The organism is Salinisphaera sp. SPP-AMP-43 (assembly GCF_049568105.1).
Lineage (GTDB): Bacteria > Pseudomonadota > Gammaproteobacteria > Nevskiales > Salinisphaeraceae > Salinisphaera.
Genome location: NZ_CP145335.1, coordinates 4,080,542 through 4,103,609, shown reverse-complemented (window position 1 = coordinate 4,103,609; position 23,068 = coordinate 4,080,542). Strand labels below are relative to the sequence as shown.

20 protein-coding genes and 1 pseudogene are annotated in these 23,068 nt (G+C 63.6%); 11 read left to right on the top strand and 10 right to left on the bottom strand.

Annotation, left to right across the window (positions count from 1 at the left end):
• Positions 1 to 79 precede the first annotated feature (79 nt).
• The 7 genes from V5738_RS17710 to V5738_RS17680 all read left to right on the top strand — a co-directional run bounded on the left by V5738_RS17710 (position 80) and on the right by V5738_RS17680 (position 8,918).
• Positions 80 to 598: a (2Fe-2S)-binding protein gene (locus V5738_RS17710; protein ID WP_423822148.1), complete on the top strand. Its 519-nt coding sequence runs from the start codon at positions 80 to 82 to the stop codon at positions 596 to 598.
• Positions 588 to 1,244, top strand: coding sequence for an SRPBCC family protein (locus V5738_RS17705; RefSeq protein ID WP_423822147.1), 657 nt, complete (start codon positions 588 to 590; stop codon positions 1,242 to 1,244). The genes V5738_RS17710 and V5738_RS17705 overlap by 11 nt, the downstream gene beginning before the upstream one ends.
• A gap of 5 nt (positions 1,245 to 1,249) precedes the next feature.
• Positions 1,250 to 2,368, top strand: a complete 1,119-nt coding sequence (locus V5738_RS17700; RefSeq protein WP_423822146.1) for a DUF1116 domain-containing protein — start codon at positions 1,250 to 1,252, stop codon at positions 2,366 to 2,368.
• 145 nt (positions 2,369 to 2,513) lie between these two features.
• Complete coding sequence (locus tag V5738_RS17695) at positions 2,514 to 4,169, top strand: amino acid ABC transporter permease/ATP-binding protein (protein ID WP_423822145.1); 1,656 nt, start codon at positions 2,514 to 2,516, stop codon at positions 4,167 to 4,169.
• A 3-nt stretch (positions 4,170 to 4,172) separates the two neighbouring features.
• Complete coding sequence (locus V5738_RS17690) at positions 4,173 to 4,973, top strand: ABC transporter substrate-binding protein (RefSeq protein ID WP_423822144.1); 801 nt, start codon at positions 4,173 to 4,175, stop codon at positions 4,971 to 4,973.
• A 616-nt stretch (positions 4,974 to 5,589) separates the two neighbouring features.
• Positions 5,590 to 6,396, top strand: coding sequence for an MOSC domain-containing protein (locus V5738_RS17685; protein ID WP_423822143.1), 807 nt, complete (start codon positions 5,590 to 5,592; stop codon positions 6,394 to 6,396).
• Positions 6,397 to 6,761: 365 nt separating this feature from the next.
• Positions 6,762 to 8,918, top strand: a complete 2,157-nt coding sequence (locus V5738_RS17680) for a PhoX family protein (protein WP_423822142.1) — start codon at positions 6,762 to 6,764, stop codon at positions 8,916 to 8,918.
• A 205-nt stretch (positions 8,919 to 9,123) separates the two neighbouring features.
• On the opposite strand, the pseudogene V5738_RS17675 reads toward V5738_RS17680, so the two are convergent.
• Positions 9,124 to 9,213, bottom strand: a pseudogene (locus V5738_RS17675) (DJ-1/PfpI family protein); the annotation flags it as partial.
• 112 nt (positions 9,214 to 9,325) lie between these two features.
• Between V5738_RS17675 and V5738_RS17670 the strand changes: the two are divergent.
• The 3 genes from V5738_RS17670 (at position 9,326) to V5738_RS17660 (ending at position 13,706) form a co-directional block, all read left to right on the top strand.
• The gene (locus V5738_RS17670) at positions 9,326 to 10,408 is read left to right on the top strand and encodes a threonine aldolase family protein (RefSeq protein ID WP_423822141.1); all 1,083 of its coding nucleotides are present in this window, start codon (positions 9,326 to 9,328) and stop codon (positions 10,406 to 10,408) included.
• A gap of 435 nt (positions 10,409 to 10,843) precedes the next feature.
• Positions 10,844 to 12,598, top strand: a complete 1,755-nt coding sequence (locus V5738_RS17665) for a sodium:solute symporter family protein (protein WP_423822140.1) — start codon at positions 10,844 to 10,846, stop codon at positions 12,596 to 12,598.
• Positions 12,599 to 12,734: 136 nt separating this feature from the next.
• Positions 12,735 to 13,706, top strand: coding sequence for a dipeptidase (locus V5738_RS17660; protein ID WP_423822139.1), 972 nt, complete (start codon positions 12,735 to 12,737; stop codon positions 13,704 to 13,706).
• 176 nt (positions 13,707 to 13,882) lie between these two features.
• On the opposite strand, the gene V5738_RS17655 is transcribed toward V5738_RS17660, so the two are convergent.
• The 3 genes from V5738_RS17655 to V5738_RS17645 form a co-directional block, all read right to left on the bottom strand.
• A complete protein-coding gene (locus V5738_RS17655) occupies positions 13,883 to 15,052 on the bottom strand; it encodes an MFS transporter (RefSeq protein WP_423822138.1) in 1,170 nt (389 codons plus the stop codon).
• A 473-nt stretch (positions 15,053 to 15,525) separates the two neighbouring features.
• Entirely contained in the window at positions 15,526 to 15,930 is a 405-nt protein-coding gene (locus V5738_RS17650) for a DUF4174 domain-containing protein (protein WP_423822137.1), read from the bottom strand.
• A 159-nt stretch (positions 15,931 to 16,089) separates the two neighbouring features.
• The gene (locus V5738_RS17645) at positions 16,090 to 16,983 is read right to left on the bottom strand and encodes a LysR substrate-binding domain-containing protein (RefSeq protein WP_423822136.1); all 894 of its coding nucleotides are present in this window, start codon (positions 16,981 to 16,983) and stop codon (positions 16,090 to 16,092) included.
• A 104-nt stretch (positions 16,984 to 17,087) separates the two neighbouring features.
• Here V5738_RS17645 and V5738_RS17640 point away from each other — a divergent pair, with 104 nt between their 5' ends.
• Positions 17,088 to 17,735, top strand: coding sequence for an NAD(P)H-dependent oxidoreductase (locus tag V5738_RS17640; protein WP_423822135.1), 648 nt, complete (start codon positions 17,088 to 17,090; stop codon positions 17,733 to 17,735).
• Between the two features lie 271 nt (positions 17,736 to 18,006).
• Here V5738_RS17640 and V5738_RS17635 read toward each other — a convergent pair whose 3' ends face one another.
• From V5738_RS17635 to V5738_RS17610, 6 genes are all read right to left on the bottom strand, one after another.
• A complete protein-coding gene (locus tag V5738_RS17635; RefSeq protein ID WP_423822134.1) occupies positions 18,007 to 19,275 on the bottom strand; it encodes a M20 family metallo-hydrolase in 1,269 nt (422 codons plus the stop codon).
• A 3-nt stretch (positions 19,276 to 19,278) separates the two neighbouring features.
• Positions 19,279 to 19,989, bottom strand: a complete 711-nt coding sequence (locus V5738_RS17630) for a DUF1989 domain-containing protein (protein ID WP_423822133.1) — start codon at positions 19,987 to 19,989, stop codon at positions 19,279 to 19,281.
• A 35-nt stretch (positions 19,990 to 20,024) separates the two neighbouring features.
• Positions 20,025 to 20,825, bottom strand: coding sequence for an amino acid ABC transporter ATP-binding protein (locus V5738_RS17625; RefSeq protein ID WP_423822132.1), 801 nt, complete (start codon positions 20,823 to 20,825; stop codon positions 20,025 to 20,027).
• Entirely contained in the window at positions 20,825 to 21,487 is a 663-nt protein-coding gene (locus tag V5738_RS17620) for an amino acid ABC transporter permease (protein WP_423822131.1), read from the bottom strand. Before V5738_RS17620 ends, V5738_RS17625 begins: the two co-directional genes overlap by 1 nt.
• Entirely contained in the window at positions 21,484 to 22,149 is a 666-nt protein-coding gene (locus V5738_RS17615) for an amino acid ABC transporter permease (RefSeq protein WP_423822130.1), read from the bottom strand. The genes V5738_RS17620 and V5738_RS17615 overlap by 4 nt, the downstream gene beginning before the upstream one ends.
• 66 nt (positions 22,150 to 22,215) lie before the next feature.
• Complete coding sequence (locus tag V5738_RS17610; RefSeq protein WP_423822129.1) at positions 22,216 to 23,064, bottom strand: transporter substrate-binding domain-containing protein; 849 nt, start codon at positions 23,062 to 23,064, stop codon at positions 22,216 to 22,218.
• Between the last annotated feature and the right edge of the window lie 4 nt (positions 23,065 to 23,068).

The following is a 23,068-nucleotide window of genomic DNA, read 5'->3' as shown; positions in this document are numbered from 1 at the left end:
CCCGAGTCACGGGCCGTCGGTATCGCCCGCGCGGCCATGAGGTCGCCGCTTTTTTGAGATTACAGCGCAGGACCGATTCATGAGCAGCGATCTGAAATTTCCGCCCGCCAACGATGTGGCCTTCGAGTTGTGCGTCAACGGCGAGCGTCGAGAAATCACCGCTGAGGCACGCACTCATCTGGCCGATGTCCTACGCGAGCACTGCGGGTTAACCGCGACCCATCTTGGCTGCGAGCAGGGCGTATGTGGCGCCTGCACGGTCGAGGTGGACGGCGTGCCGCAGCGTTCCTGTCTGCAGTCCGCGAGCCGTTTTGTCGGCCGCGATATCCGCACCCTGGAAGCCTTTGCCGAGGATGCTTTGTCAGCAGCTCTGCGTGAGGCCTTTAGTGCCGAGCATGCACTGCAGTGTGGCTACTGCACGCCCGGCATGTTGATCACCGCCCGCGACATCGTGCGCCGCCTACCGGATGCCGATGCCGAGCGAATCCGTGAAGAACTGGCGGGCAATCTCTGCCGCTGCACTGGCTATCTCGGCATCGTGCGAGCGATCCAGCGGGTTCAGAAAACGTTTCATCAAGAGGGCGCGCATGAATATTGAACAGCGTTTTACGCTCGATATCCCGCCGGAGGACGTCTGGCAGGCCTTTCACGATCCGGCGCTGCTGGTGGCCTGTCTGCCCGGGGCCAGCCTGAGTGAACCGGCCGAAGACAGCCGGCTCAAGCTGCAGTTCCAGGTCAAGCTCGGGCCGATCACGGCAGCCTTCAACGGCGAGGGCGAACTGGTACTGAACAATGACCAGCGTAGCGGCCAGCTCGAAGGGCGCGGCGTGGATCGGCGCAGCAATAGCCGGGTCAAGGGTGAGGCGGCATTCTCGGTCGCCCCCGAGGGGGCGGGTACGGCCGTGGATCTGAGGATCGCGTTCTCGATCACCGGCAAACTGGCCCAGTTCAGCCGCGAAGGCATCGTCCAGGCCCTGGCCGAACAGCTCACCCGCGATTTCGCGGCCAATCTGCAGCAGGCGCTCCAGCCCGAGCCGGCCGCCGCGACCACGGCCGAAAGCGCCTCAGCGCCGGCCCGGCCGCAGTCGGAATCCGAGCCGGCGCAGCCCGCGGGAGAACCTGTCCATACAGCGCGTCATTCACGGCCCGTCGCGGCGCGCGCGGATTCGATCAATACCCTGCAGCTGGTGTGGCGCATGCTGCGCAGTTATTTCCGGCGTCTGTTCGGTTCTTCCGGGGCGTAATACCGATGTCCGGGCCGGCCAGCCGATCGATCGATGCCCAGGCGGCCGTGTTCGCCATGCCACGGCTGCGCGGCGTGACACGACGACGCGATATACGCCCACAACTAGGCGAGCGTTGCCTGTTGCATGCCGGCCCGCCGCTCAGCAGCGACATCCTGCCTCAGGCGCTACGCAATGCCGCGGTCCAGGCGCTGATTTTTGAAGGGATGAGCGCCGAACAAGCCGCCTTGGCTGTGGATCGGCGCGAGATCGAGTTATGCCCGGCCCAGGATCATGGTGTGGTCACGCCCCTGGCCCAGGTGGTTTCGGCTTCGATGCCGTTGTTTGTGGTCGGCGACGATCGTCATCAGGCCTATGCGCCGATCGCCGAGGGCGCGCCGCCGGCGCTGCGCTTCGGTGCGCGCGATCCGGCCTGTGTCCAGAACCTGAAATGGCATAGCCACTGGGCTTTCGCAGAGTTGCGGCCCAAGCTGGCCGCCGCACCGCTGGCGATCGCCGCCCTGGTGGCCCGTGCGCTGGCCGAGGGCGACGACTGCCATGCTCGCACTGGGGGCGCTAATGCGGCGTTGCGCGAAGCATTGGCGCCGTTGTCGCCGGGCTACGACGAGGCGATCGCGGCCAACGCCAACTTCGTGCTGCCGGTTCTGATGGCCGCCAGTGCCTGGGTGCTGGCCGAAACTCGCCACTCGATCGCTGCGGTCGGGGGCAATGGCCAGCGATTCGGGCTGCGCCTGGCCGGGCAATCGCAATGGCGGACTTGTCTGGCCGAGCCACCGGTCGGGGTTCGATTGCCCGATCAGGAGGCGAGCCCCGTGCTCGGCGCGGTCGGCGACAGCCCGGTCATCGATTTCTGTGGGCTGGGCGGCCAGTCCTTAGCTTGGGCGCCAGAGCTGGTATCGCTCTGGGCCGGACAGTTGCCTTCCGACTGGGGCGATCGCGCGGCGGCCGTGACCGATCCAGCCACCGGTCTCGTCTGCCGGCATCGGGTGGCCGCATCGGGCCAGGTGCCGTTGGTGCATCTGGCGATGGTTGGGGGCGGCCCGGCAGGGGGGCTGGTCGGGCGCGGCTTCTATGCGCCGGACCTGGGAATTTTTCTAGCGGATCACGAACCGCAAGCCGGCTGAGCGCTCGGCGACCGGGCTGCAGTATCTCTGGCCGGTGCTGGGCAGGCACGCGGGCGAGGAATCGGTTCGTGCATAACAGCGCGCGGGCGCGACGAAAACGCGAGCGCCACGGTCTTTACAAACGTTTTTGGAAAAAGAGGGTTCGATGGACATCAGCGCCTTTCTGCATTACCTGAGCCTGCCGTTGTTATGGCAAGGCCTGATGATGGCCATGCTCATTGCCGTCATTTCCTTTCTCGGGGCTCTGCCGTTTTCGCTCGGCATGGCGATGATGCGGCTGTCGAGCATGGCCTGGGTCCGAGCGCTGCCGGTGCCCTATGTCTGGGTCATGCGTGGCACGCCGATCCTGCTGCAGCTGCTGTTCTGGTACAACGTGTTGCCGTTGGCCGGGCTGCAGATCAGCGCCTTCTGGACCGCCGTGCTCGGGCTGATGCTCAACGAGATCGCCTTTATGTCGGAGATCATTCGCGGCGGGCTGCAGTCGATCAAAAAGACCCAAATCGATGCGGCGAGCGCACTCGGCCTGACCACCTGGCAGATCATGCGTCGGGTGATCGTGCCACAGGCGATGCGCTCGATCGCCCCGGCCATGGCCAATGAGGGCATGGTGGTCGTCAAGCATACCTCGCTGGCCTCGGTGATCACGGTCCAGGAGCTCACCCTCAACAGCGAGCAGGTGGTCTCGTCGAACTTCCAGTACGTCGAGGTGTTTCTGGCGGCCGGGGTGATGTATCTGGCGGCCACGACCCTGATCGCGGTTGGCCAGAATTATCTCGAGCGCTATCTCGATCTCGAGCGGCGCGGGCATGCGGTGGCGGTTGCCGCGGCCGGCGACGCGCCGCAGATCGCGCCGACGACGGGCCAACAGCCGTCGGCCCCGAATTCGAAACCGACGGGCCCGGAACAGCCGGCATTCGCGGCCATACCGGCAATGCAGAAATTCCTCGAGCCCGCGGCCCCCGAGGCGATTCAGTCGCAGCGGCCCAGCGCCAGCGGCGCGCGGCGACCCTATGTGGTGATTAACGATGTCTCGAAGGCCTTCCACGGCAAGCCGGTGCTGCGCAATGTGTCGTTCAATATCTACCCCGGCGAAGTGGTGTTTTTGATCGGGCCCAGCGGTTCCGGCAAGACCACCCTGCTACGCACTATCAACCGACTGGAGACCATCGACGACGGCGAAATTACGGTCGGCGGCCAGTATGTCGGCTATCGCTCCTCGGCGACCGGTCTGGTGCCGATCCGCGATCCGGCCCGAGCCCGGGCCAAGGTTGGCGTCGGCATGGTCTTTCAGCATTTCAATCTGTTCGATCATCTGACCGTGCTCGAGAACGTGATCGAAGCGCCGCTGCGGGTGCATGGCTGCGCTCGCGAGCAGGCCCGGGCCGAGGCTCGCGAGCTGTTGGCCTGGGCCGGGCTGGCGGAATACGAAAACCACTATCCCCACCAGCTGTCCGGCGGTCAGCAGCAGCGCATCGCCATCATCCGGGCGGTGGCCACCCGGCCGCGGCTGCTGCTGTTCGATGAGCCGACGTCGGCGCTAGACCCCGAACTGGTCAACGAAGTGCTCGATCTGATGCGCAAGCTCGCCAACTCGGGCATGACCATGGTGGTGGTCAGCCACGAAATCGTGTTCGCCCGAGACTGGGCCGACAAAGTCGTCTTCATGGAGTCGGGCCAAGTGGTACAGCACGGCCCGCCGGCGGAGGTCTTCAACGCGCCGGACAATCCCCGCACTCAGAACTTCATCCACCTGATTGAGCAACGTTCCGAAGGCAAATCTTCCAAAACGGCAGAGGTATAAGGCATGTCCGATTCATCGAGATTCAAGAAGCTGGTGGCGGCTGCGCTGTTGATTACGGCAGCCACTCCGGCGTTTGCTGGCGACAACGGAAAAAAATACGTGGTCGCGACATCGGCCGACTTCCCACCTTTGAGCTATCGGTCCAGCGATAGCAACCAAATCGTCGGTTTCGAAATCGACATGATCAAGGCACTGTCCAAGCACGGTAGCTGGAGCTATGACCTGAAGACCAGTAATTTCAACGGTCTGTTGCCGTCGCTTAAGAGCGGTCGGGTCGATATGGTGGTATCGGATATCTACAACACGGCCGAGCGCCGCAAGTCCGTGGATTTCGTCAACTATCTCAAGAATGGCTTCGCGATCATGGTGACCAAGCGTAATGCCGATGCGATCGGTGGCTATGAGGATCTTTGCGGCAAACGGGTGGGGGTGTTGACCGGCAGCGCGCCCGAGCTCGATGCGATCAAAAAGGCGAGCCAGAAACACTGTGAATCGCAGGGTCAGGATGCCATCCAGCTGAAATCGTATCCGGCGGTCGCCCAGGAGATTCCGCAGCTGGCCAACGGACGTCTGGCGGGTATCTTCGAAACCCTGACTTCGTTGGCCTATGCCCAAAAACAGAAGGAAGGCCAGTTCGAGATCGCCTTTCGCGACCCGCATACCACCAATGTCGGGATCGCGGTCCGCAAGGACAGCGCGGTGACCGATCAGCTGCGCAAGGATATGGCTTGGTATATGCAGTCGTCCCAGGCCGAAGCCAACGCCAAGAAATGGGGCATTCCGGCCAGCGCCCTGGCACGTTAGGGCTGTCGAGGTTTCGTCTGAGCGTCGCTGGGCCGAAACCGCATGCAGCCTCCGCCCCGGAACGGCGGCGCTGTCGTTCCGGGGCGTGATACGGCCGGGCTGGCGGCCGTCCGTATTACGATTCAGCCCGTCCGAGGCCGATATCGCCTGACCGCGTGTGGCGGCAACGATAAGGCGCGGGGCTACGGTCGCGGCTGATCGGTAATGCCTGCTGCTGCCGGACCGAAGGGCTAATCGTTGGCGACGTCTGCAAGGCCCGGTTGCGCTGGTTCCTCGGCAGTTTTGGACCCGCAGCCAATGTGGCTGGTGTTGCAGTGGCGTTGTGGCCTCCGCGGCGAACAGCAGCGCAGTGACACGCACCTGAGATACCGCCGAATACGGGTGCCATCGTGCTCGATCTAGCCGATCGAGAAATTCTGCCCGACATGCCGGACAAAGGCGCCGCCGAGTAGGCGCATCACGACCGCGCCGTTGCTCGCCGGGGCCCAGGTGATTGGGCGGCGACCCGCTCTAGGGCGCATCGTTACGAGACGCGCCCTAGGCAAGCCGCTGGCGCGTCAGTGGTAGTTGCTGCAACATCAATGGCCGTCCATGTCTGCGCACCGGCGGTGCGATCTTGAGCGACAATACCGTGCCCACCCTGTCGGGGATCTATCGCTATCCGATCAAATCCAGTGCCGGACAAGCGCTTGGCGAGGCCCGGGTGACTGCGGAAGGGCTGGCTGGCGACCGTCGTTTCATGCTGGCCCGGCCCGATGGCAGCTTCGTCACCGCACGCCGGTATCCGGGCCTACAGCGGGTCTTCGCCCGCTTCGACGGCGAGCAGTTGGCGGTATACCACGATGACCATGTCGCGCTGGTGGAACCCCGCTCGGCATTCGCCGGTCAACCGTTCGAGACCCGGCTCTGGGCCGATGCATTCCCTGCCTGGACGACTACCATCCGCCTGGATGCCTGGTTCAGCCGTATCGTCGGTGAGCCGGTGCATCTGCTCTGGTTGGGCGAGCGCTCCAACCGCTATCGCGATCGGATCGGTACCGCGGTCAGTTTTGCCGATGGTTACCCGCTGCTGCTCACGACCCAGGCTTCGCTGGCAGATCTCAATGCACGCACCGATGGCAGCCATGTCATGGCCCAGTTCCGGCCTAATATTGTCGTTAGTGGGAATCATGCTTTTGCCGAGGATGGTTGGCAGCGCATACGTATCGGCGAAGTCGTGTTTCGCGTGGCCAAGCCCTGCGGGCGCTGCGTGATGATCACCGTCGATCCGGCCCGCGGCGAGCGCCGCGCCGACGGCGAGCCGATGCGCACCCTGGCGCGCTACCGCAAGGACGCTGACAACGAAGTCTGTTTCGGTCAGAACCTGGTGGTCGAAACCGCAGGGATGCTGGTGGTGGGCCAGCCGGTCGAGATCCTCGAATAGACGCGTAGGGCGCGCTGCTCGCAGCCGCCCGGGGCCGGCCAGCTCATGTAGCACGGTGGCGACAACACCGGGTGCAAATCGCTATGGACCCAATCGGGTGGCGTCGATCGAGCGTATGAATCGGTGATGGCCTGCGCGCCGAACCAGCCGGGCGGTGCCGTGGGCGCTGTGCCTGTAGCTTGGTGAGCAGGTTGGGTATGAGCCGAAAATCGTTTAAGCACCGGTAAACGATCTTTTGAGCGGTCGATTGGTTGGGGGTTAACCAATCTGTCATTGGCGGGGTATAGCGTCTTGATTCCCGGGGCGTGATACGAAGGGGACGCGCCGGTCACACTGCCTATCTCCAACAAAAGGGGGCGTTCTTCATGAGCGAAGAGATCGAAGACCATCGTTTGTTAAACCAGAGCGATAACGAGCCGTTTTCCTCGGTACTCGAACGGCGGCTGTCGCGGCGCGGGGTATTGCGCGGTGGGCTGGGGGTCGCGGCTGCCACTATGCTGAGCGGCTTTGGCCTGACCGCCTGCAGTGACGACGACAATAATACGGACACCGACGAGGGCGACATGGCCGCAGCCATGGCGTTGGCTTTCGAGGCCGTGGCCGGGTCCAAAACCGATGCGGTGGTCGTACCTTCCGGTTATACGGCCCAGGTGCTCATGCCCTGGGGCACACCGATCAATGCCTCGGCCCCGGGCTGGAGAGAAGACCTGATGCTGACTCCGGCCATCCAGGCCAATAGCGTCGGCATGCACCACGACGGCATGTACCACTTCCCGTTGTCCGACGACACGGCCTCGAGCGACTTCGTGGTCGCCCTGAACAACGAATATATCGACCAAGCCGCGCTATGGGCGCCCCAGGGCGGGCCGACTACCCCCGAAGACAACGAGGGTGCCCGCCCGGCCGATGAGGTACGCACCGAAATCAACGCCCATGGGGTCACGGTCATCCGTATCGCAAAAGACGATCAAGGCCAATGGGCACCGGCATCCGATACCAACTATAACCAGCGCATCACCAGCGCTACGCCGGTCACGCTGAGCGGCCCGGTGGCCGGCTCCGAGTATGTAGTGACCGCCTATTCGAACAGCGGTACCGAAACCCGAGGCACCAACAACAACTGTGCCTGCGGCTATACGCCCTGGGGCACGTATCTGTCCTGCGAAGAAAACTGGCCGTCGGTGTTCATCAAAAACTCGGATCGCTATGCCGACGACGATCGGCTCGGCATCGCCCGCGAGGTCGGCCGCTACGCCTGGGAAACCGCAGCCGGCGACCCCAGCGAACACAACGGCGAGTTCGCCCGCTTCAATGCTACCCCGAGTGGCGATACCGCCCGCGACGATTATCGCAACGAGCCGCGTACTTTCGGCTATGTGCTCGAGGTCGATCCCTATAACAACACCGCCCGGCCGGTGAAACGCACCGCGCTGGGCCGGTTCCGCCACGAAGGCTGCTGGTTGGGCCGGCTCACCGAGGGCGAACCGGTGGTGTTCTATACCGGCCACGATTCGCGCAACGAATATATCTATAAGTTCGTCTCCGACACACCCTGGGACGCGACCTACGCCAATGTCGCCGGTGACAACAACGACCGGCTGGCCATAGGCGATATGTATCTGGATTCGGGCACGCTGTATGTCGCCCGCTTCAACGCCGACGGCAGCGGCGAATGGCTGGCGCTGGCCCCGGACACGCTGACCCGTGCCGGCGACCGGACATTGGCCGAGGCGCTGGGTCTGGAGGCCGACGATCAGGCCGGGGTGCTCATCCATACCTGCGATGCAGCCGACCTGGTGGGGGCCACGCCCATGGATCGCCCCGAGTGGGGGACCGTGGATCCGGCCTCGGGCGATGTCTATATGTCGTTGACCAATAACTCGGATCGCACCGCCGAAGACACCGATCCAGGCTTCACCGGCGACGGCGCTGCGATCGGCGATCTCGGCGTGGGCTATGCCAGCGCGCCGGTCAATGCTGCCAACCCCCGGCCCGACAACGAATACGGCCAGGTCATCCGTTGGCGCGAAGCCGGCGACGCCGCGTCGTTCAGCTGGGACATCTTCGTGTTCGGCGGGGCCGAAGGCGAGGACGGCAATCTCTCGGGCCTGACCGCATCCAACCAGTTCGCGAGCCCCGACGGCCTGTGGTATGACGACCGCGGCGACGGCAACGGCATCCTCTGGATCGAGACCGACAACAGCGGCAATGCCGTGGCCGAAGACACCAACGACCAAGTGCTGGCGGTAATGCCTTCGAGCGTTAGTCGGGCCGATGGCGATGCTGCGGTCGTCGACGAGGCCGATCAGGCCCAGCTCAAGCGCTTTGCGGTCGGCCCGAACGGCTGCGAGGTAACCGGCATCTTCGCCACGCCAGACAAGACCGCGCTGTTCATCAACATCCAGCATCCCGGCAACTGGCCGTCGGCGGCCGATGCCACTGCCGTCACCGAGGGCACAGTCCGGCCGCGGGCCTCGACCGTGGTGATTCAGAAAAGCGACGGTGGCCAGATCGCGGTGTAAGCCACAGTTTGTCTCGACGGCCCGTCGCTACTGACGTCATGCGGCGGGCTGCCGGCCTGTATCGGCTTCATTGGGGGGCACAAAGCGGGGATCGGTGCCCCCTGCGGCGGGGCTTCCTCGGCCGGTGCCAACGGCCGGGCAGGCGTTCGGCCGGCCGGCGACACGCGCTCAACGGCTCGGCGAGATCGGCCGTAATTCACTCGTACACTGCAGCCGGTGCGCTTTCGCGGCGCCCGGCATCGAACGGTTGGGCCGGCGCATATTCGAGTGTGAGTTGGCTGGCCTGGGCGGTCTGTTTATCTTTAGCGGGCCTGGGGATGTCGTATGCCGGCCTGTGTTCGCGCGGACCAATCGCGGTCGGCCGGGTCTTTGCTTACAGTGGCTTGGCCATTCGTTGCAAAGTTGCCATGAATCTCACCGACCGACAGATCAAGCACGACTGCGGGCTCGTGCTCTCGCGCGCCAGCGCCCCGCCGGCCGCCGAGCGCTTGGCCGTCTTGGCGGCCCACGCCGAGGCCGAGGATGCCATCGACGGCTATGGCACCGGCGGTGCGGTGGCCCGTCTAGAAACTGCCAGCCTGGCCCAGCTCGGCCATGCCGCGGGGCGATTTTTTATCAACGGCGTAACGGCACAGCTCTGTGCGCTCCAGGTGCATGCCGAACGTCGTGGCAGCCGCGCTGTGGTGATCCATCCAGCCAGCCATCTGGCGGTCGACGAGGCCGGCGCGCTCGAACGGGCCGGTGGGCTGACGTCGATCCGTTTGGGCCAACATCGGCCCTTCGATCGAGCGGCACTGGAAACGTTGACCGAGCCACTGGCAGCGGTGGTGGTCGAGCTGCCGCTGCGCCGGGCCGGCTATCTGTTGCCGGGGCTGGACGAACTGCGCGCGATCTCGGCCTGGTGCCGCGAACAGGCGGTGCCGCTACATTTTGACGGTGCCCGGATCTGGGAAGCCGCAGCGGGTTATGGCCTGAGTGTCGCCGAACTGGCAGGCCTCGCCGACAGTGTCTATGTATCGTTCTACAAAGGGCTGGCCGGTCTGGGTGGGGCGTTGGTGGCAGGACCAGAGGATTTCGTGGCGGCGCTGGATGTCTGGAAAACCCGCTATGGGGGCAATCTCTATACCGCCTATCCCTATGCCATCGCCGCACTGGACGGTCTGGCCGAGCGCGGCCCGCGGCTACCCGAGTTCGTAGCCCGTGCCCGGATGCTGGCGGCTGCGATAGGCGATCTGCCGGGGCTGTTGCTGCAGCCGAGCCTGCCGCATACCAATGCCTTCCAGGTCTGGTTGGCAGGCACGCCGGCCGATTTGACCGAACGGCACCGGCAGTTTGCCGCGGCCACAGGGCAATGGCTGTTCGATCGCTTCATCGATGCGCCACTCGACGGCTATGCGCTCACCGAAATCGAGATCGGCCCGACTTCGGATGGCTTCACCATCGAGGATGCCGCGGCTGCGATACGGCGGTTTATGACGACTGTCGACTAAGGCGTCATGCGGCCTGCTGAACTGCCGGCGCACTCGTGCCCGAGGGGCGCTTATATCGAGTAGCCGGTCGTAGAAAAACCGGTAGCCACGTTCTTCAGCCGGTTCGATCAGGCCCTGGCTGGTGGAGTTTTAGCACGTGGGCTGCAATACCGGGAATGAGTTCGGCTTGCTACGAACACGTCGCCAAGCCGCGATCGCTGCCGCCGGCATGATCTCGGTTGTTTGTCGATAACCCGCGCTCGTCTGTTCGAACGGGGCAGCGAACCGCGGGTTCGAGTCTACGGCCTGCGCGATATGGCCTGCGGCCGATCCGGATCGCCGCGCCAGCGGAACTCGCGTCGTCGGCGCACAAAATCGAGTCGTGCTCGCGAACGTGGCGCGCGATGCCTCGCCTAGAGTTGTTAGCGGGGTTATCGAGCGACAAGAAGACGAGCAATGCTGTTTACGCTGGCGATCATCATCAGCCTGGTGGCTTATTTCATTATCGGCCAATGGGCCGGACGACGGGTCCGGCATGTCGACGACTATATGGTGGCCGGGCGCAATGCGCCGACCTTCGTCATCCTGGGCACGCTGGTGGCCAGCTATGCGAGCACCAGTGCCTTTCTGGGCGAGACCGGCTTCGCTTATCGCGGCTATCCGTTCGTGATGCTCATCTTCGCGGCTACGAGTACCGCGGGCTGTTTGATCGGTGCGTTGATCTTCGGCCGCTATCTGCGGCGCAGCCAGGCATTGACCGTGCCGGCGTTCTTTGGCGAGCGCTTCGACTCGCGCTGGGTACAGATCATCGCCGGGCTGACCACCGTAGTAGGGCTGGGCGCCTATATGCTGGGCGTAATGCAGGGCGCCGGCATGATGTTTACCGAGGTCACCGGCCTGCCTTACTGGATGGGGCTGGTACTGGTATGGCTGACCTATACCGGTTTCGTGCTGTATTCCGGCTCACCGGGGGTAATTCTGACCGATACGCTCATGTTCGTGGTCTTCACCGCGGCGGCGCTGGGTGGCTCGGCCTATCTCATCCACGCTTTGGGCGGCTGGTCCGGGGTATTGACCGGGCTGCTCGACCAGAGCGCCAAGCCTGGTATCGCACTCTGGCATGGGGTGCTCTCGGGCGACGGCGCACGTTTCCATACGCCGGGCGAGGCGCTGACCTGGGGCATCGTGCTCGGACTGGTCTGGGCCGCGGTGCTGGCCACCAGCCCCTGGCAGGCCAGTCGCTATCTCATGGCCCGCAACGAACATGTCGTGATGCGCTCGGCCATGCTCACGGCGGTCGCACTGGCGGTGTTCTATGCGTTGATGATGTTGGCTGGCGCGGCAGTCAATCTGTTCAAGCCGGATCTGGCCAACCCCGAGCACGCCATGGTCTGGGCAGCCCTGCATGTGCTTCCGGCTTGGCTGTCGGTGTTGATCCTGACCGGGGTGTTCGCGGCCGGTCTGTCGTCCTGTTCGACGTTTTTATCGTTGATCGGGTTCAGCATCGCCAACGACATCATGGGCTCGAAACACAACGATCGCCGGGCGATGCGAGCCAGCCGGATCGCGATTCTCGTAGCCGGCCTGGTCACCCTCGGCCTGGCGTTGTTGCAGCCGCCGGCCGTAATGGCTGTGGTCTGGTTTGCGGCCACCCTGTTCGCCTCCTCCTGGGGGCCGGTGGCGGTCGCCAGTGTCTGGAGCCGGCGCATCACGGCAGCCGGTGCCGGCTGGGGCCTGGGGGTCGGGTTTGTCGTGAATCTGGTGTTGTCCCTGCTTGACCAGCAGGGGGCGATTGACCTGCCGGTTTATCTGCATCCCGTACTGCTGTCGACCGTGGCGGCGCTGATCGCGATCGTGCTGGCCTCGACGGTCACCGAGGTCCGCCCGAAGGCACAGCGCTATCGCGCCAGCCTGCACTGCGATCAGCCCGAACTCGAACGCCATTGGGCCCGTGGCACCGCCGGCATCGCACTGTTCACGGCCGCTGCAGGCGTTGGCCTGATCTTGTTTTTGTGGCGCAACTACGCCGAAGCCCTGGCACGCCTGGCCCCGCACTATCAGCTGGCCGACAGCGCCGTGACCGGCGCCTACATGCTATCGGCCGGCTTCGGCGGCATGCTGCTCATCGCCGGCGTGGTGGGATTCGTTGCGGTCCGTCGGCGCAGCCGGCAGGCATTGCAATCCTATTCGGCCCAGCCCGAGGCCGGTTGAGTGTGTCGCTTCGGTGTCCGCGATCGTTGGGACGGGCTTCGGCGATCAGCGGCATCGCTAACCAGCCTGCGGCTGGGGCGGTCCAAACCGTCCTTGGCCGTTGGGCTGATGTGTTTTTAATGACAGGTGGATGCCCATGAATGAACTGCATCAGCACAGTATCGTGATCGACGGTCTGAATATCTCGAACTTCGATCGCACGGTGTTCGAGGAAATGCAGCAAGGCGGTGTTACGGCGGTCAACTGTACGGTCTCGGTCTGGGAAGGCTTTCAGAAGACGGTCGAGAACATCAATCGAATGACCGAGGCGATCGAGGCGTGTTCGGATATCGTAATGCTGGCCCGAACCACCGAGGACATCTGCCAGGCCAAGCGAGAAGACAAGACCGGTATCGTTCTCGGTTTCCAGAACGCCCATGCGTTTGAAGACGACCTCGGCTATATCGGCCTGTTCAAAGCCCTTGGTGTGAACGTCGTCCAGCTGTGCTACAACACCCAGAACCTGGTCGGCACCGGCTGCTACGAACGCGACAGCGGCCTGTCCGGTTTCGGCCGGGAAGTGGTCGAGGAAATGAACCGGCTCGGTATGCTGATCGATCTATCGCATGTCGGCCCGCAAACCGCCTCGGAAGTGATCGCCGCATCGAACGCGCCCGTGTGTTATTCGCACTGCTGTCCGGCCGGGCTCAAGGCCCATCCCCGCAACAAGACCGATGCCCAGCTCAAGGAGATCGCCGAAGCGAACGGCTTTGTCGGTGTGACCATGTTTTCGCCGTTTCTAAAGCGCGGTGCGAACGCCGCGCTCGACGACTACCTCGAAGTCATCGACTACACGATCGACGTGATCGGCGAAGACCAGGTCGGTATCGGCACCGACTTCACCCAAGGGCATGGCCCCGATTTTTTCGACTGGATTACCCACGACAAGGGCCGCTATCGCCGGCTGACCGATTTCGGCCAGGTGGTCAATCCGGAAGGCATCCGAACCATAGCCGAATTCCCGAATATCACCGCTGCCATGCAGCGCGCCGGCTGGGATGAAACACGCATCAAGAAAGTCATGGGCGACAACTGGCTGCGGATGTTCGCCGATGTCTGGGGTGACTGATCGCGGCGTTGTCGGCCGCGGGGCAGGGACGGTGTAGCGACACAGCCGGGCGCCGCGGTGGCGACCCGATAACGCGCCCAGGCCAGAATGGGTCGGCCAGAACGGGGTGAGCCGTCTGGTAAGCAGCCGTTGTATGGGCGGCGCCCTAATTCGGTCGCGCCTCGCCCAGCGCGGGCTCAGCCGTAGGCGGGCTCGCGGCGTCGCCGCCGCGATTGCGACGGAAAAGCCACGGCCGTGACCAGCGATAACGCGCCGGTGCCGAGCAGCATGACAGCCAGGTTAGAGGCGGTTGCGATATAGCCGCCGGCGATCGGGCCGAGCATGTTGCCGAGCGCGTACATGCACAGCACGCTGCTCAGGCCTACGGTCGGCAACTCCGGAAACAGCCGTTTGCTCCAAAACGCAAAGACCGCACTCAGCACCATCACGCACATGCCCTGCATGGCACCCGAAATTAGCACGCCCGACCACTGGGCAGGCAGTAGTGCGATCAGCGCGAGCGAGGCAGCAGAGACGCCAAAAATCGTTCGAATCACCGATGTCAGACCGACCCGATATTCCACCTCGGCGGTCAACAGCCCGACCAGCCCGCCGGCGCCGAACGCGGCATACAGCACAGGCCCGGCCAGGCTGGGGGCGATGCCGGCCAGCCCGCCGGCCGCGCTGATGTGATCGACCGCAAACGACAGATAGATACCGCTGGAAATACCGAACGACAAGGCGATCCCGTACAGCGGCATACAGCATGGCCGTATCAGCTGCCGAAAATCGGTGCGTTGATCGGAAGCATGCGGCAGACGCGCCAGATGGCGCAGCGTGAGCAGATTGAATACCGCGGACAACAGAGCAAACCCCGCAAACGCCAGCCAGGCGATGCGCCAGCTTTGCTGTAGTCCGATCATAGCCATCGCTAACAGCGCAGCAATCGCAACACCCACTGTAGTGCCGGTACTGACGATCGACAGCATGCGGGCCTGGCGATCGCGCGGTACGTCGCGTTGGGCAGCATTGTTGAACGGCGACCAACAGCAGCCGGCTGCGGTTGCCGCCAGAATCGTGCCGGTAGCCAGTAGCACCAAGCCGTCGGCGGCCGCGACCATGCCCATGCCAAGCAGGCCGAACAGCGAGCCGATGGTCACGGGCAGGCGCGGCCCAACCCGTACGATCGCCAGCGCGGTCAGCACCAGTGCCAGGAAAAAGCCGCCGAAAGCGCCGCTGGCGATCGTGCCGGCCAAGGCCGTAGACAGGCCGAACTGCTCGCGAAATATCGGCACGAACAAGCCAAAGCCCATACGCGCCGGGCCAAAGGCGACAGCGGTGGCCAGAGCGCCGCTGACAGAGAGCATGGCCGGTTTGGAAATCTTGGGCATAGGTCGGCTAAAAGACAGAAGAAAACCAACGCTTGAAATAAGGCGCCGATACGAACGAGCGTCGGCCCGAGCGTGGCAGATCGTGCGGTCGGTGGAACCGGGGAAAGCCCTTAACGATATGAGGGTGTAACGCGCGCTCAGGGGCTGCCTGGGGCGGGGCTCATGAGCCGAGGCGTTCGTGTCTGGTCAGACGACCGCGCCGGCGGTTTGGCCCGCGCGTAGCCGCGGCTCTGACTTAGTGCTGACTAACCAACCAGGAGACCCCGGTACTGCGTGTATCAGCACGTCTTGGTGAGCTGTTCGCGGGAATCGGGGGAGCGCGATCAGGGCCATGTCGTATGGGCGCATTGGTACGGCAGGCTAGCGAAGCGGCGCGCGGTGGGCAGCCGTTTTGAACAATCTGCTCGCCATGCCTGGCGGTATCGCCTGTTGCGATACAACAAAAGTGGTCAGCGGTTGCGCATTTCCTGTTGGCGCATGGGCATGGCATCGATGGCCTCGAACAGTCGCGGCAAATCGAGCGTGGCCTGACGATTTTTAACCTGGCCATCCTTGCCGATCAGAACGGCCTCGTAACCGTTGCCGTGGACAGCCTCCAGGGCGTCACGGCAGATCGCGCGATCGAGATTAGTGCGTATGCGATCCGGGCCGACCACGAACCAGGCGATGTCGCGCTTATCGAGGCCGCGGCTGCTCTGCAGGGTGTCGTAGGCTTGATCGCCGTGTTCGGCGGTCGGCGCGAACACCGCGATGACGCGGTATTGCCAGCGCAATGCGGCCAGGCCATTGGTATCGGCTGCCCAACCGGTGCCAACGACAGCCGCGAGCAATGACGAAACGAGCCATCGGGTCATGAAAGATGTCCTTTGTGAGTCGCGTGTTCGGGCCATGCCCTATTCAACGTAACGCAAATCGGCAAGCCACAACGGGGGGCAGTCTGTTGGCGTCGCCGGCTACGCCGGTCGAACAGCCGAATGCCGAGCATGATGCGTGTGTCGAGCCGGACATACGGCTTAGATCATTGCGGGCAGATACGGTGCCATGAAATCGAGGAACAGACGGACCCGGGCGGCCGGGGCGGTGTCGCGGTAATACACCGCGTGGATCGCCTGCCGGCGATCGAGTCGGTCTTCCGCAAGGACTTCGACCAGTGCCCCCCGCTCGCGATGACCGCGCGTGGTGTAGTCGGCCATACAGGCGATGCCCTGGCCAGCGAGGGCCAGTTCGAGCAGGGTGCTGGCACTGGAGGCCGCGATACTCGGCTGGATGGTTAGATCCTCGCCGGTCGAGCTCGCGAGCGGCCACTGGTTGAGATGGGACATGGCATCGAAGCCGAGCCGATGATGCGAAGCCAATTCGGCGGGACAGCACGGCTGGCCATGGGTCGCGAGATAGCTGGGGGCGGCCACCAACCGCAGGGCAGTCTGACCCAGAGCGCGGGCATGCAGGGTGGAGTCGGCCAATGGGCCGATACGAATTGCAACATCTGCCCGATGTTCGAGCAGATCGATAATTCGATCGTGGGTATCCAGATGCAGTTCGATCGAGGGGAACCGGGCCCGGAATTCACCAACCAACGGCACGATCACATACTGCATGAATACGGGGGCCGCATTGATGGTCAGCCGACCGGCCGGCGTGCCGCGGCGCTGCGGGATGGTTTGTTCGGCGGTATCGATGGCTTCGAGCACGCGGCGCGACTGTTCCAGAAACAGACGCCCCTCGTCGGTCAGTGCGATACGCCGGGTGGTGCGCCGGAGCAGGTCGGCGCCGAGCTTGTTTTCCAAACGCTGCAACGCCCGGCTGATCGCGGAAGTCGTGCGTCCCAGGTGCTCGGCGGCCGCGGTGACCGTGCCGGTATCGACGACGGTCACAAACGCCTGATGTTCTTCGAACGTCGTTTTCATTGTTGAATTTTAATCAATAAAGATTTGTCTCGCGGCAGGTTTATGGTTGCCCGCGGGATCGCGATCATGGCCGCCGATCATTGGTTTCGAAAGCGGATACGCACATGAATATTCTATTGCTCGACGGTCAAAAGCCGTTCGCCCATTCCCAGGGGCGGTTGAATCGAACCCTGCATCAGCAGGCCCTCGATACCCTGGGCGCGCTCGGCCATACCCTGCAGCAGACCCCGATTGACGATGGTTACGAGGTCAAGACAGAAGTCGGCAAATTTCTCTGGGCGGATGTGATCGTCTACCAAATGCCGGGCTGGTGGATGGGTGCCCCCTGGATCGTCAAGCGCTATCTCGACGAAGTGCTGACCGCCGGCCATGGCCGTCTTTATGCCAACGATGGGCGTACGCGCGCCGACCCCTCGCGCAAGTACGGCTCTGGCGGACTGTTGCACGGCCGCCGGTATATGTTGTCGCTGACCTGGAACGCGCCGCGCTCGGCCTTCGATGAGGCCGACGATTTTTTCGAGGGCCAGGGCGTGGACGGGGTTTATCTGCCGTTTCACAAGGCCCAGGCGTTTCTGGGCCTGAGTGCGTTGCCGACATTTTTAGCCACCGATGTCATCAAGGCGCCGGACGTCGACCGCGTGGTCGCCCATTATCGACGCCATCTCATCAATATGTTCGCCATGCCCGGCCAGGAGAGTCCGACAACCGAGCGCCCGGTGACAGCGCCGGTGTTCGAACCGGTTATCGTCTAGCGCCGATATCGTGGCCATGGCGAATACGGCCGAGGTTCGGCCCGCCAATGCGCGTGGGTCAGAATGTCGCTCGCCGGGGCAGGACTATTTCTCTACCAACCAGGCCAGCGGCTGCACTCAGGCCGATTCCGGCAACGCGGGTTGTGGGCGGCGCCGAACCAGCGCGCACGGCGATACGAGGGGCACGGCATCGACAACGATAGGCGCCTTGTGGCCGGCGCTGGGCATCCTCAGTCTCGGCATCGGCCAAGACGCCGACGGCGTCTTGTATTTAGTCGAGCAGTTGCTCGACGGCCGCGGCCAGAACCCGACAAGCCGCGATCGCATCGGCCTTTTCGACATGCTCGCTCGGGTGATGGCTGATGCCGGCCTCGCAGGGCACGAACAGCATGGCGGTGGGGCAGATCGAGGCCAGATACAGTGCATCGTGGAAGGCGCCGGACATCATTCGGGGCGCGGCCGGCAAGCCGGCTGTGGTCACACTGTTGGCCAGCAGATCGGTCAGATCGGTGGGGAAGGCGATCGGCGCCTTATCGATGAGACGTTCTAGCTGGACATGGCAGCCGGCCCAGTCGCGGCGGCTCAACTGGCGAAAACTGGCTTCGAGCGCTTCGAGTTTGGTCGCGTTCGGATGCCGCAGGTCGACGGTGAACGTCACCCGATCCGGGATGGTATTGACCGCCCCGGGTTCGACTTCGAAACGACCGATCGTGAATCGCACTTGCTCTTCGGTATCGGTCGCGGTTTCACGCAGCGTGTTGGCCAGCCGGCAGGCGCCATCGAAGGCGTCCTGGCGCAGACTGCGGGGCGTGGTACCGGCATGACCGGCCACGCCGGTCACTGTGAACCGGAACCAGCGCACCCCTTGAATTCCCGTGACCACGCCGACCGGCAAACCCTGTTCCTCGAGAACCGGGCCCTGCTCGATATGGGTCTCGAGATAGGCATAGGGCTGCGGCGCCTGGGCGCGTTGTAGCGCCCGGGTCGCTGCGAGGGCAGCCAGCGTTGCGTTCAAGGCATCGCGCAAGCGAATGCCGTCGGCGTCGCAGGCATCGCCAAGTGTGTCGAGATTGGCTGCGCCGGCAAAAACCGACGAGCCGGTCATACCGGGTGTGAAACGGGCGCCTTCTTCGTTGGTCCACGACACCAGCTCGATTGGCCGCCGATGGGCCATATCCAAGGCGGCGACGGTTTGTAGCACAGCCAGCCCGGAGATCACGCCGAGGGCGCCGTCGTAGATGCCGGCCGCAGGCTGGCTGTCCAGATGGCTGCCGAGCAACAAAGGCGCTGCGGTCGGGTCCTGGCCTTCGCGACGAATGAAAACGTTAGCGGCATCGTCGAAATAGGCCTGGCAGCCTAACGCTTCGCCGCGTGTGATCAGCCAGCGACGGGCTTCGATATCGGCGTCATCGAGCGCCAGGCGCTTGATACCACCACCGCAACGCCGGCCGATCGCCGCGCTGTCTTGCATGTTCTGCCAGAACGCCTCGCCATCCAGGGCAGTGGCGAGGCGGCTCGTATCGTGGTCGGCACCGTTCATCGATCAGCCAAGCAGTTCGAAATGAACGGGCTGGGGGACACAGTCCTGCCCGTTGATCGGAATGATGTCCTGCGGGCAGGCCGACATCGCGACAATACAGTCCATTTCCGCGCGCAGTTCGACATAGTCGCCGGGCTGGGATACCGGCGGCTGCCAGCCGAGTTGCATATGCGCGTCCACGGGAATATTCATCCACAGATTGAAGGGCTGTGGCACTTCGGCCACCGGCTGGCCGATGGCCTGCATGGCCATGCGTAGATTGTCGGAGCAGTTGTCGTGGTATTCGGTCACGCCGAGCGTCGTGAACCGGAACAGATCGCAGGCCGCGATGACGGTGTCGTGGATGCCCGGCGAGGTATCGCGGGTCAGTGTCATCACCGGACGGCGCCGATTGCTGAGCAGTGGGTCGCCCTCGCGCGGGATCAGCCGGTCGATCCATGCCCGCGCATGTTCCATCGAGATGAATTCGTTCAGGTTATTGGCGTTGAACGCCCAGGTGTCGCAGACCTGGGTGCCGGGCGTATTGATGATGCGCAGGGTCTGGCCGGCCGGCACCCGTACCGCCCGGCCGCAGCGCGCCGGTACTTCGTGGCGAACGCCCGGTTGAGTATGGCCGTCGACCGAGATCGGGTTGTCGAGGGTCAGGTTATGGCCGCAGGGCTCGGCGTTCGAGGACGGCAGGCTTTCGATACGGGCATGGTCGAATGGGTTCAAAGTAGGTCTCCGTTGTTGAATCTTGCAGGGCAGCGCTATAGCGAGCGTTCGCGCCAGGTTTCCAGAAACTGTTGCAGTCGCGCGCTGGCCGGGGTTTTGAACACCTGTTGCGGCGGACCGTGTTCGACGATTTCGCCCTGGTCCATGAACACGACGGTATCGGCGACATGGGCAGCGAAGCCCATTTCGTGGGTGACGATCATCATCGTCATGCCGTCGCTGGCCAGTCGCTTCATGACGTTGAGCACTTCGCCGACCAGCTCGGGATCGAGCGCCGAGGTCGGTTCGTCGAACAGCATGACTTGGGGTTCCATCGCCATGGCCCGGGCGATCGCAACGCGCTGTTTCTGGCCGCCGGACAGCTGTTCTGGGTAAGCGTGGGCACGCTCGGCAAGGCCGACCTGCGCGAGCATTTTCTGGCCCAGCTCGTTCGCGGCCCGGCGTGACAAGCCGTTGACCAGGCGCGGGGCTTCGGTGACGTTGCCGAGCACGGTGCGATGCGGCCACAGATGGAAATGCTGAAAGACCATGCCCAGCGGCCGGCGTACGCGACTGATTTCCTTGTTGGAGGCGAGCGTGCGCCCGGCATCGTTGAGCCGGTAGCCCAGAAGCATGCCGTCGATATGTACGAAGCCGGCGTCATAGGCTTCCAGAAACGCGATACAACGCAGCAGCGTCGATTTGCCCGATCCCGACGGGCCGATGACACAAACCACCTCCGAGCGATCGATATCGAGATCGATATTGCGCAGGACTTCGGTGTCGCCGAACTGCTTGCCGAGGCCGCGTACCCGGATGATCGGCGACGCGGCATGGCTGCTGGATGACTGTTCCATCATGTATCCCTGGATGCGTGCTGGTAGCGTCGTTCGAGCCAGTAGCCGCCGCGGGCGACCAGTTCGATGGCCAGCCAATAGAGCAGGCCGACTTCGATATAAGGCGCCATCACGACATAGTTCTGATTGACGATCTGCATCGCCGTCTTGGTCAGCTCATCGACGCTGATCACGGCCAGCAGCGCCGATTCCTTCATGAGGATGACGACCTGGTTGCTGCCCGGCGGAATGACGAGCCGCATCATCTGCGGAATTCGAATATGCAAAAGTTGGTATCGCCGGGGCAGGCCCAGCATGTTGGCGGCCTCGATCTGGCCACGCGGGATCGCGTTGAAGCCCGAGCGAAATATCTCGGAAAAATAGGCCGCGCCGTACAACCCCAGGCTGAGCACGCCGGATACCGGAGCGCTAAAACGCAGCCCGATAGATGGGCCGCCGGCATAAATGATGAACAGGACGACCAAAAATGGCGTGCCACGCATCAATTCCACATAGCCGCGTAGCAGCCACCCGAGCGGCTTGGGCAAGCCCAGGCGTAGCACCGCGACCAGCAGACCGAGCATGATCGCCAGCACACAGCCCAGGCTGCATATCCAGAGCGTGTTCCACAGGCCGTAGAGGATCGACGGCAACGAATCGAACAACAGCGCAGTGTCGGTCATGAGCCACTCCGCGTCGTCAAGCCGCGGCCGAAGTGGCGTTCCGCCAACACGCCCACAATGGCCAGCCCAAGATTGATGATCAGATACAACGCGCCCACCGCGAGATAGCTGTCCATGGGGCGGAAGGTGTTGGCCGAGATCTGTTGCCCGACCCGCATCAGGTCGGTGACCGCGATCACTGAAATCAGCGACGAGTTCTTGACGATATTGATGATTTCGTTAACCAGCGACGGCATCGTCAGGCGAAACATCTGGGGCACGAGAATGCGCCGTCGGATGGCTAGGGTATGCATTCCCAGCATCCGGGCTGCCTCGCTCTGGCCACTGGGAATCGCGGCCAGGCCGGCGCGGTAGATCTCGCCTTGAAAGGCGGCAGTATTGAGCGCGAGTGCGGCGATCGCAGGCACCAGCGGGGAGACGTTCAGGCCCAGCAGCGGCGGCAGCTCGACTGCGACCAGCAGCTGGATCAGGATCGGCGTGCCGCGCCAGATGCTGCGATAAAAACCGCTCAGTCGCTTGATCCAGACATGGCGGCTCAGCAGGCCGAAGGCCAGACACAGGCCCGCCAGCATGCCGAGCCATATCGCGCAGAGCGATACCGTGAGCGTCGTGGTCACGCCATCGATCAGCATTCCGTGGTATTGCACGAGTATGTCGTACATCAATGCTCTCGATCGGATGAACGGGGCCGTCTGCGAGGTGCCGCAGACGGGACCGGTCGGATAACGCTATTGCGGCTCGGGCCGCTCGGTCGGCAACGACATGGCCTGACCGAACCATTTTTTCTGCAGTTCGGCGAGCGTGCCGTCGTCGTTCAGCCGGCGGAGCTGGCGATCGAAAAATTGATTCAGCGATTGGCTCTCGGCGTCCTTACGGCCAGCCCAGGCGTAGTATTTCTTCGGTCCGAAGGTCGGGCGCACGACCGCGAAAATCTCGGGACGCGTCTGGGCCGCCTGCATTAGGTTGGGCAGGCCGTTGGCGACGGCATCGAGCCGGCCTTGTGCCAAGTCGGCATAGGCTTGGTTGAAGTCGGTGTAGCTGCGGATCTTGGCGGCCGGCTTGCCGTTCTCGCGCAGTGTCTTGTTGAACGCTTTAACCGCGGCCAGCTGGGCCGAGCCGGTCTGGGAGCCGACCACCTTGCCGCCGAGATCCTGGGGCGACTGGATGCTGTCATCCCCGCTTCGCTTGAGCAGCGCCATGCTGGCGGTCGCGATCGGCAGGCTCAGGTGGTATTTCTCGCGGCGTTTCGGCGTGGCGACCACGGACGTGACGACATAGTCGAAGCGGCCGGATTCTAGCCCCGGAAGAATGCCCTGCCAGGGCACATCCCGGCGCACCAGCTCGACGTCCGGCAGCTGTTGCATGATGTGGCGCATGATGTCGGCCGAATAACCGACGATCTGGCCGTCTTGGACAAATTCGAACGGCTTGAAGCGCGCTTCCGTACCGACGGTCAGTCGGCCCTCGTTTTTGACCTGCTGTAGTAGGTCGGGGCCCGCCTGGGCGGTCGTGACCAAGCCCAATAGCAGGCCGAACAGCCCGATGAGATAGAAAAGCTTCTTCTGCACGATCGTCATGTCA

Excerpts from the sequence above, each read along its gene's own strand:
- V5738_RS17710 (WP_423822148.1), top strand. The coding sequence starts at position 80 with ATGAGCAGCGATCTGAAATTTCCGCCCGCCAACGATGTGGCCTTCGAG.
- V5738_RS17705 (WP_423822147.1), top strand. The coding sequence starts at position 588 with ATGAATATTGAACAGCGTTTTACGCTCGATATCCCGCCGGAGGACGTC.
- V5738_RS17700 (WP_423822146.1), top strand. The coding sequence starts at position 1,250 with ATGTCCGGGCCGGCCAGCCGATCGATCGATGCCCAGGCGGCCGTGTTC.
- V5738_RS17695 (WP_423822145.1), top strand. The coding sequence starts at position 2,514 with ATGGACATCAGCGCCTTTCTGCATTACCTGAGCCTGCCGTTGTTATGG.
- V5738_RS17690 (WP_423822144.1), top strand. The coding sequence starts at position 4,173 with ATGTCCGATTCATCGAGATTCAAGAAGCTGGTGGCGGCTGCGCTGTTG.
- V5738_RS17680 (WP_423822142.1), top strand. The coding sequence starts at position 6,762 with ATGAGCGAAGAGATCGAAGACCATCGTTTGTTAAACCAGAGCGATAAC.
- V5738_RS17670 (WP_423822141.1), top strand. The coding sequence starts at position 9,326 with ATGAATCTCACCGACCGACAGATCAAGCACGACTGCGGGCTCGTGCTC.
- V5738_RS17665 (WP_423822140.1), top strand. The coding sequence starts at position 10,844 with ATGCTGTTTACGCTGGCGATCATCATCAGCCTGGTGGCTTATTTCATT.
- V5738_RS17660 (WP_423822139.1), top strand. The coding sequence starts at position 12,735 with ATGAATGAACTGCATCAGCACAGTATCGTGATCGACGGTCTGAATATC.
- V5738_RS17655 (WP_423822138.1), bottom strand. The coding sequence starts at position 15,052 with ATGCTCTCTGTCAGCGGCGCTCTGGCCACCGCTGTCGCCTTTGGCCCG.
- V5738_RS17650 (WP_423822137.1), bottom strand. The coding sequence starts at position 15,930 with ATGACCCGATGGCTCGTTTCGTCATTGCTCGCGGCTGTCGTTGGCACC.
- V5738_RS17645 (WP_423822136.1), bottom strand. The coding sequence starts at position 16,983 with ATGAAAACGACGTTCGAAGAACATCAGGCGTTTGTGACCGTCGTCGAT.
- V5738_RS17640 (WP_423822135.1), top strand. The coding sequence starts at position 17,088 with ATGAATATTCTATTGCTCGACGGTCAAAAGCCGTTCGCCCATTCCCAG.
- V5738_RS17635 (WP_423822134.1), bottom strand. The coding sequence starts at position 19,275 with ATGAACGGTGCCGACCACGATACGAGCCGCCTCGCCACTGCCCTGGAT.
- V5738_RS17625 (WP_423822132.1), bottom strand. The coding sequence starts at position 20,825 with ATGGAACAGTCATCCAGCAGCCATGCCGCGTCGCCGATCATCCGGGTA.
- V5738_RS17620 (WP_423822131.1), bottom strand. The coding sequence starts at position 21,487 with ATGACCGACACTGCGCTGTTGTTCGATTCGTTGCCGTCGATCCTCTAC.
- V5738_RS17615 (WP_423822130.1), bottom strand. The coding sequence starts at position 22,149 with ATGTACGACATACTCGTGCAATACCACGGAATGCTGATCGATGGCGTG.
- V5738_RS17610 (WP_423822129.1), bottom strand. The coding sequence starts at position 23,064 with ATGACGATCGTGCAGAAGAAGCTTTTCTATCTCATCGGGCTGTTCGGC.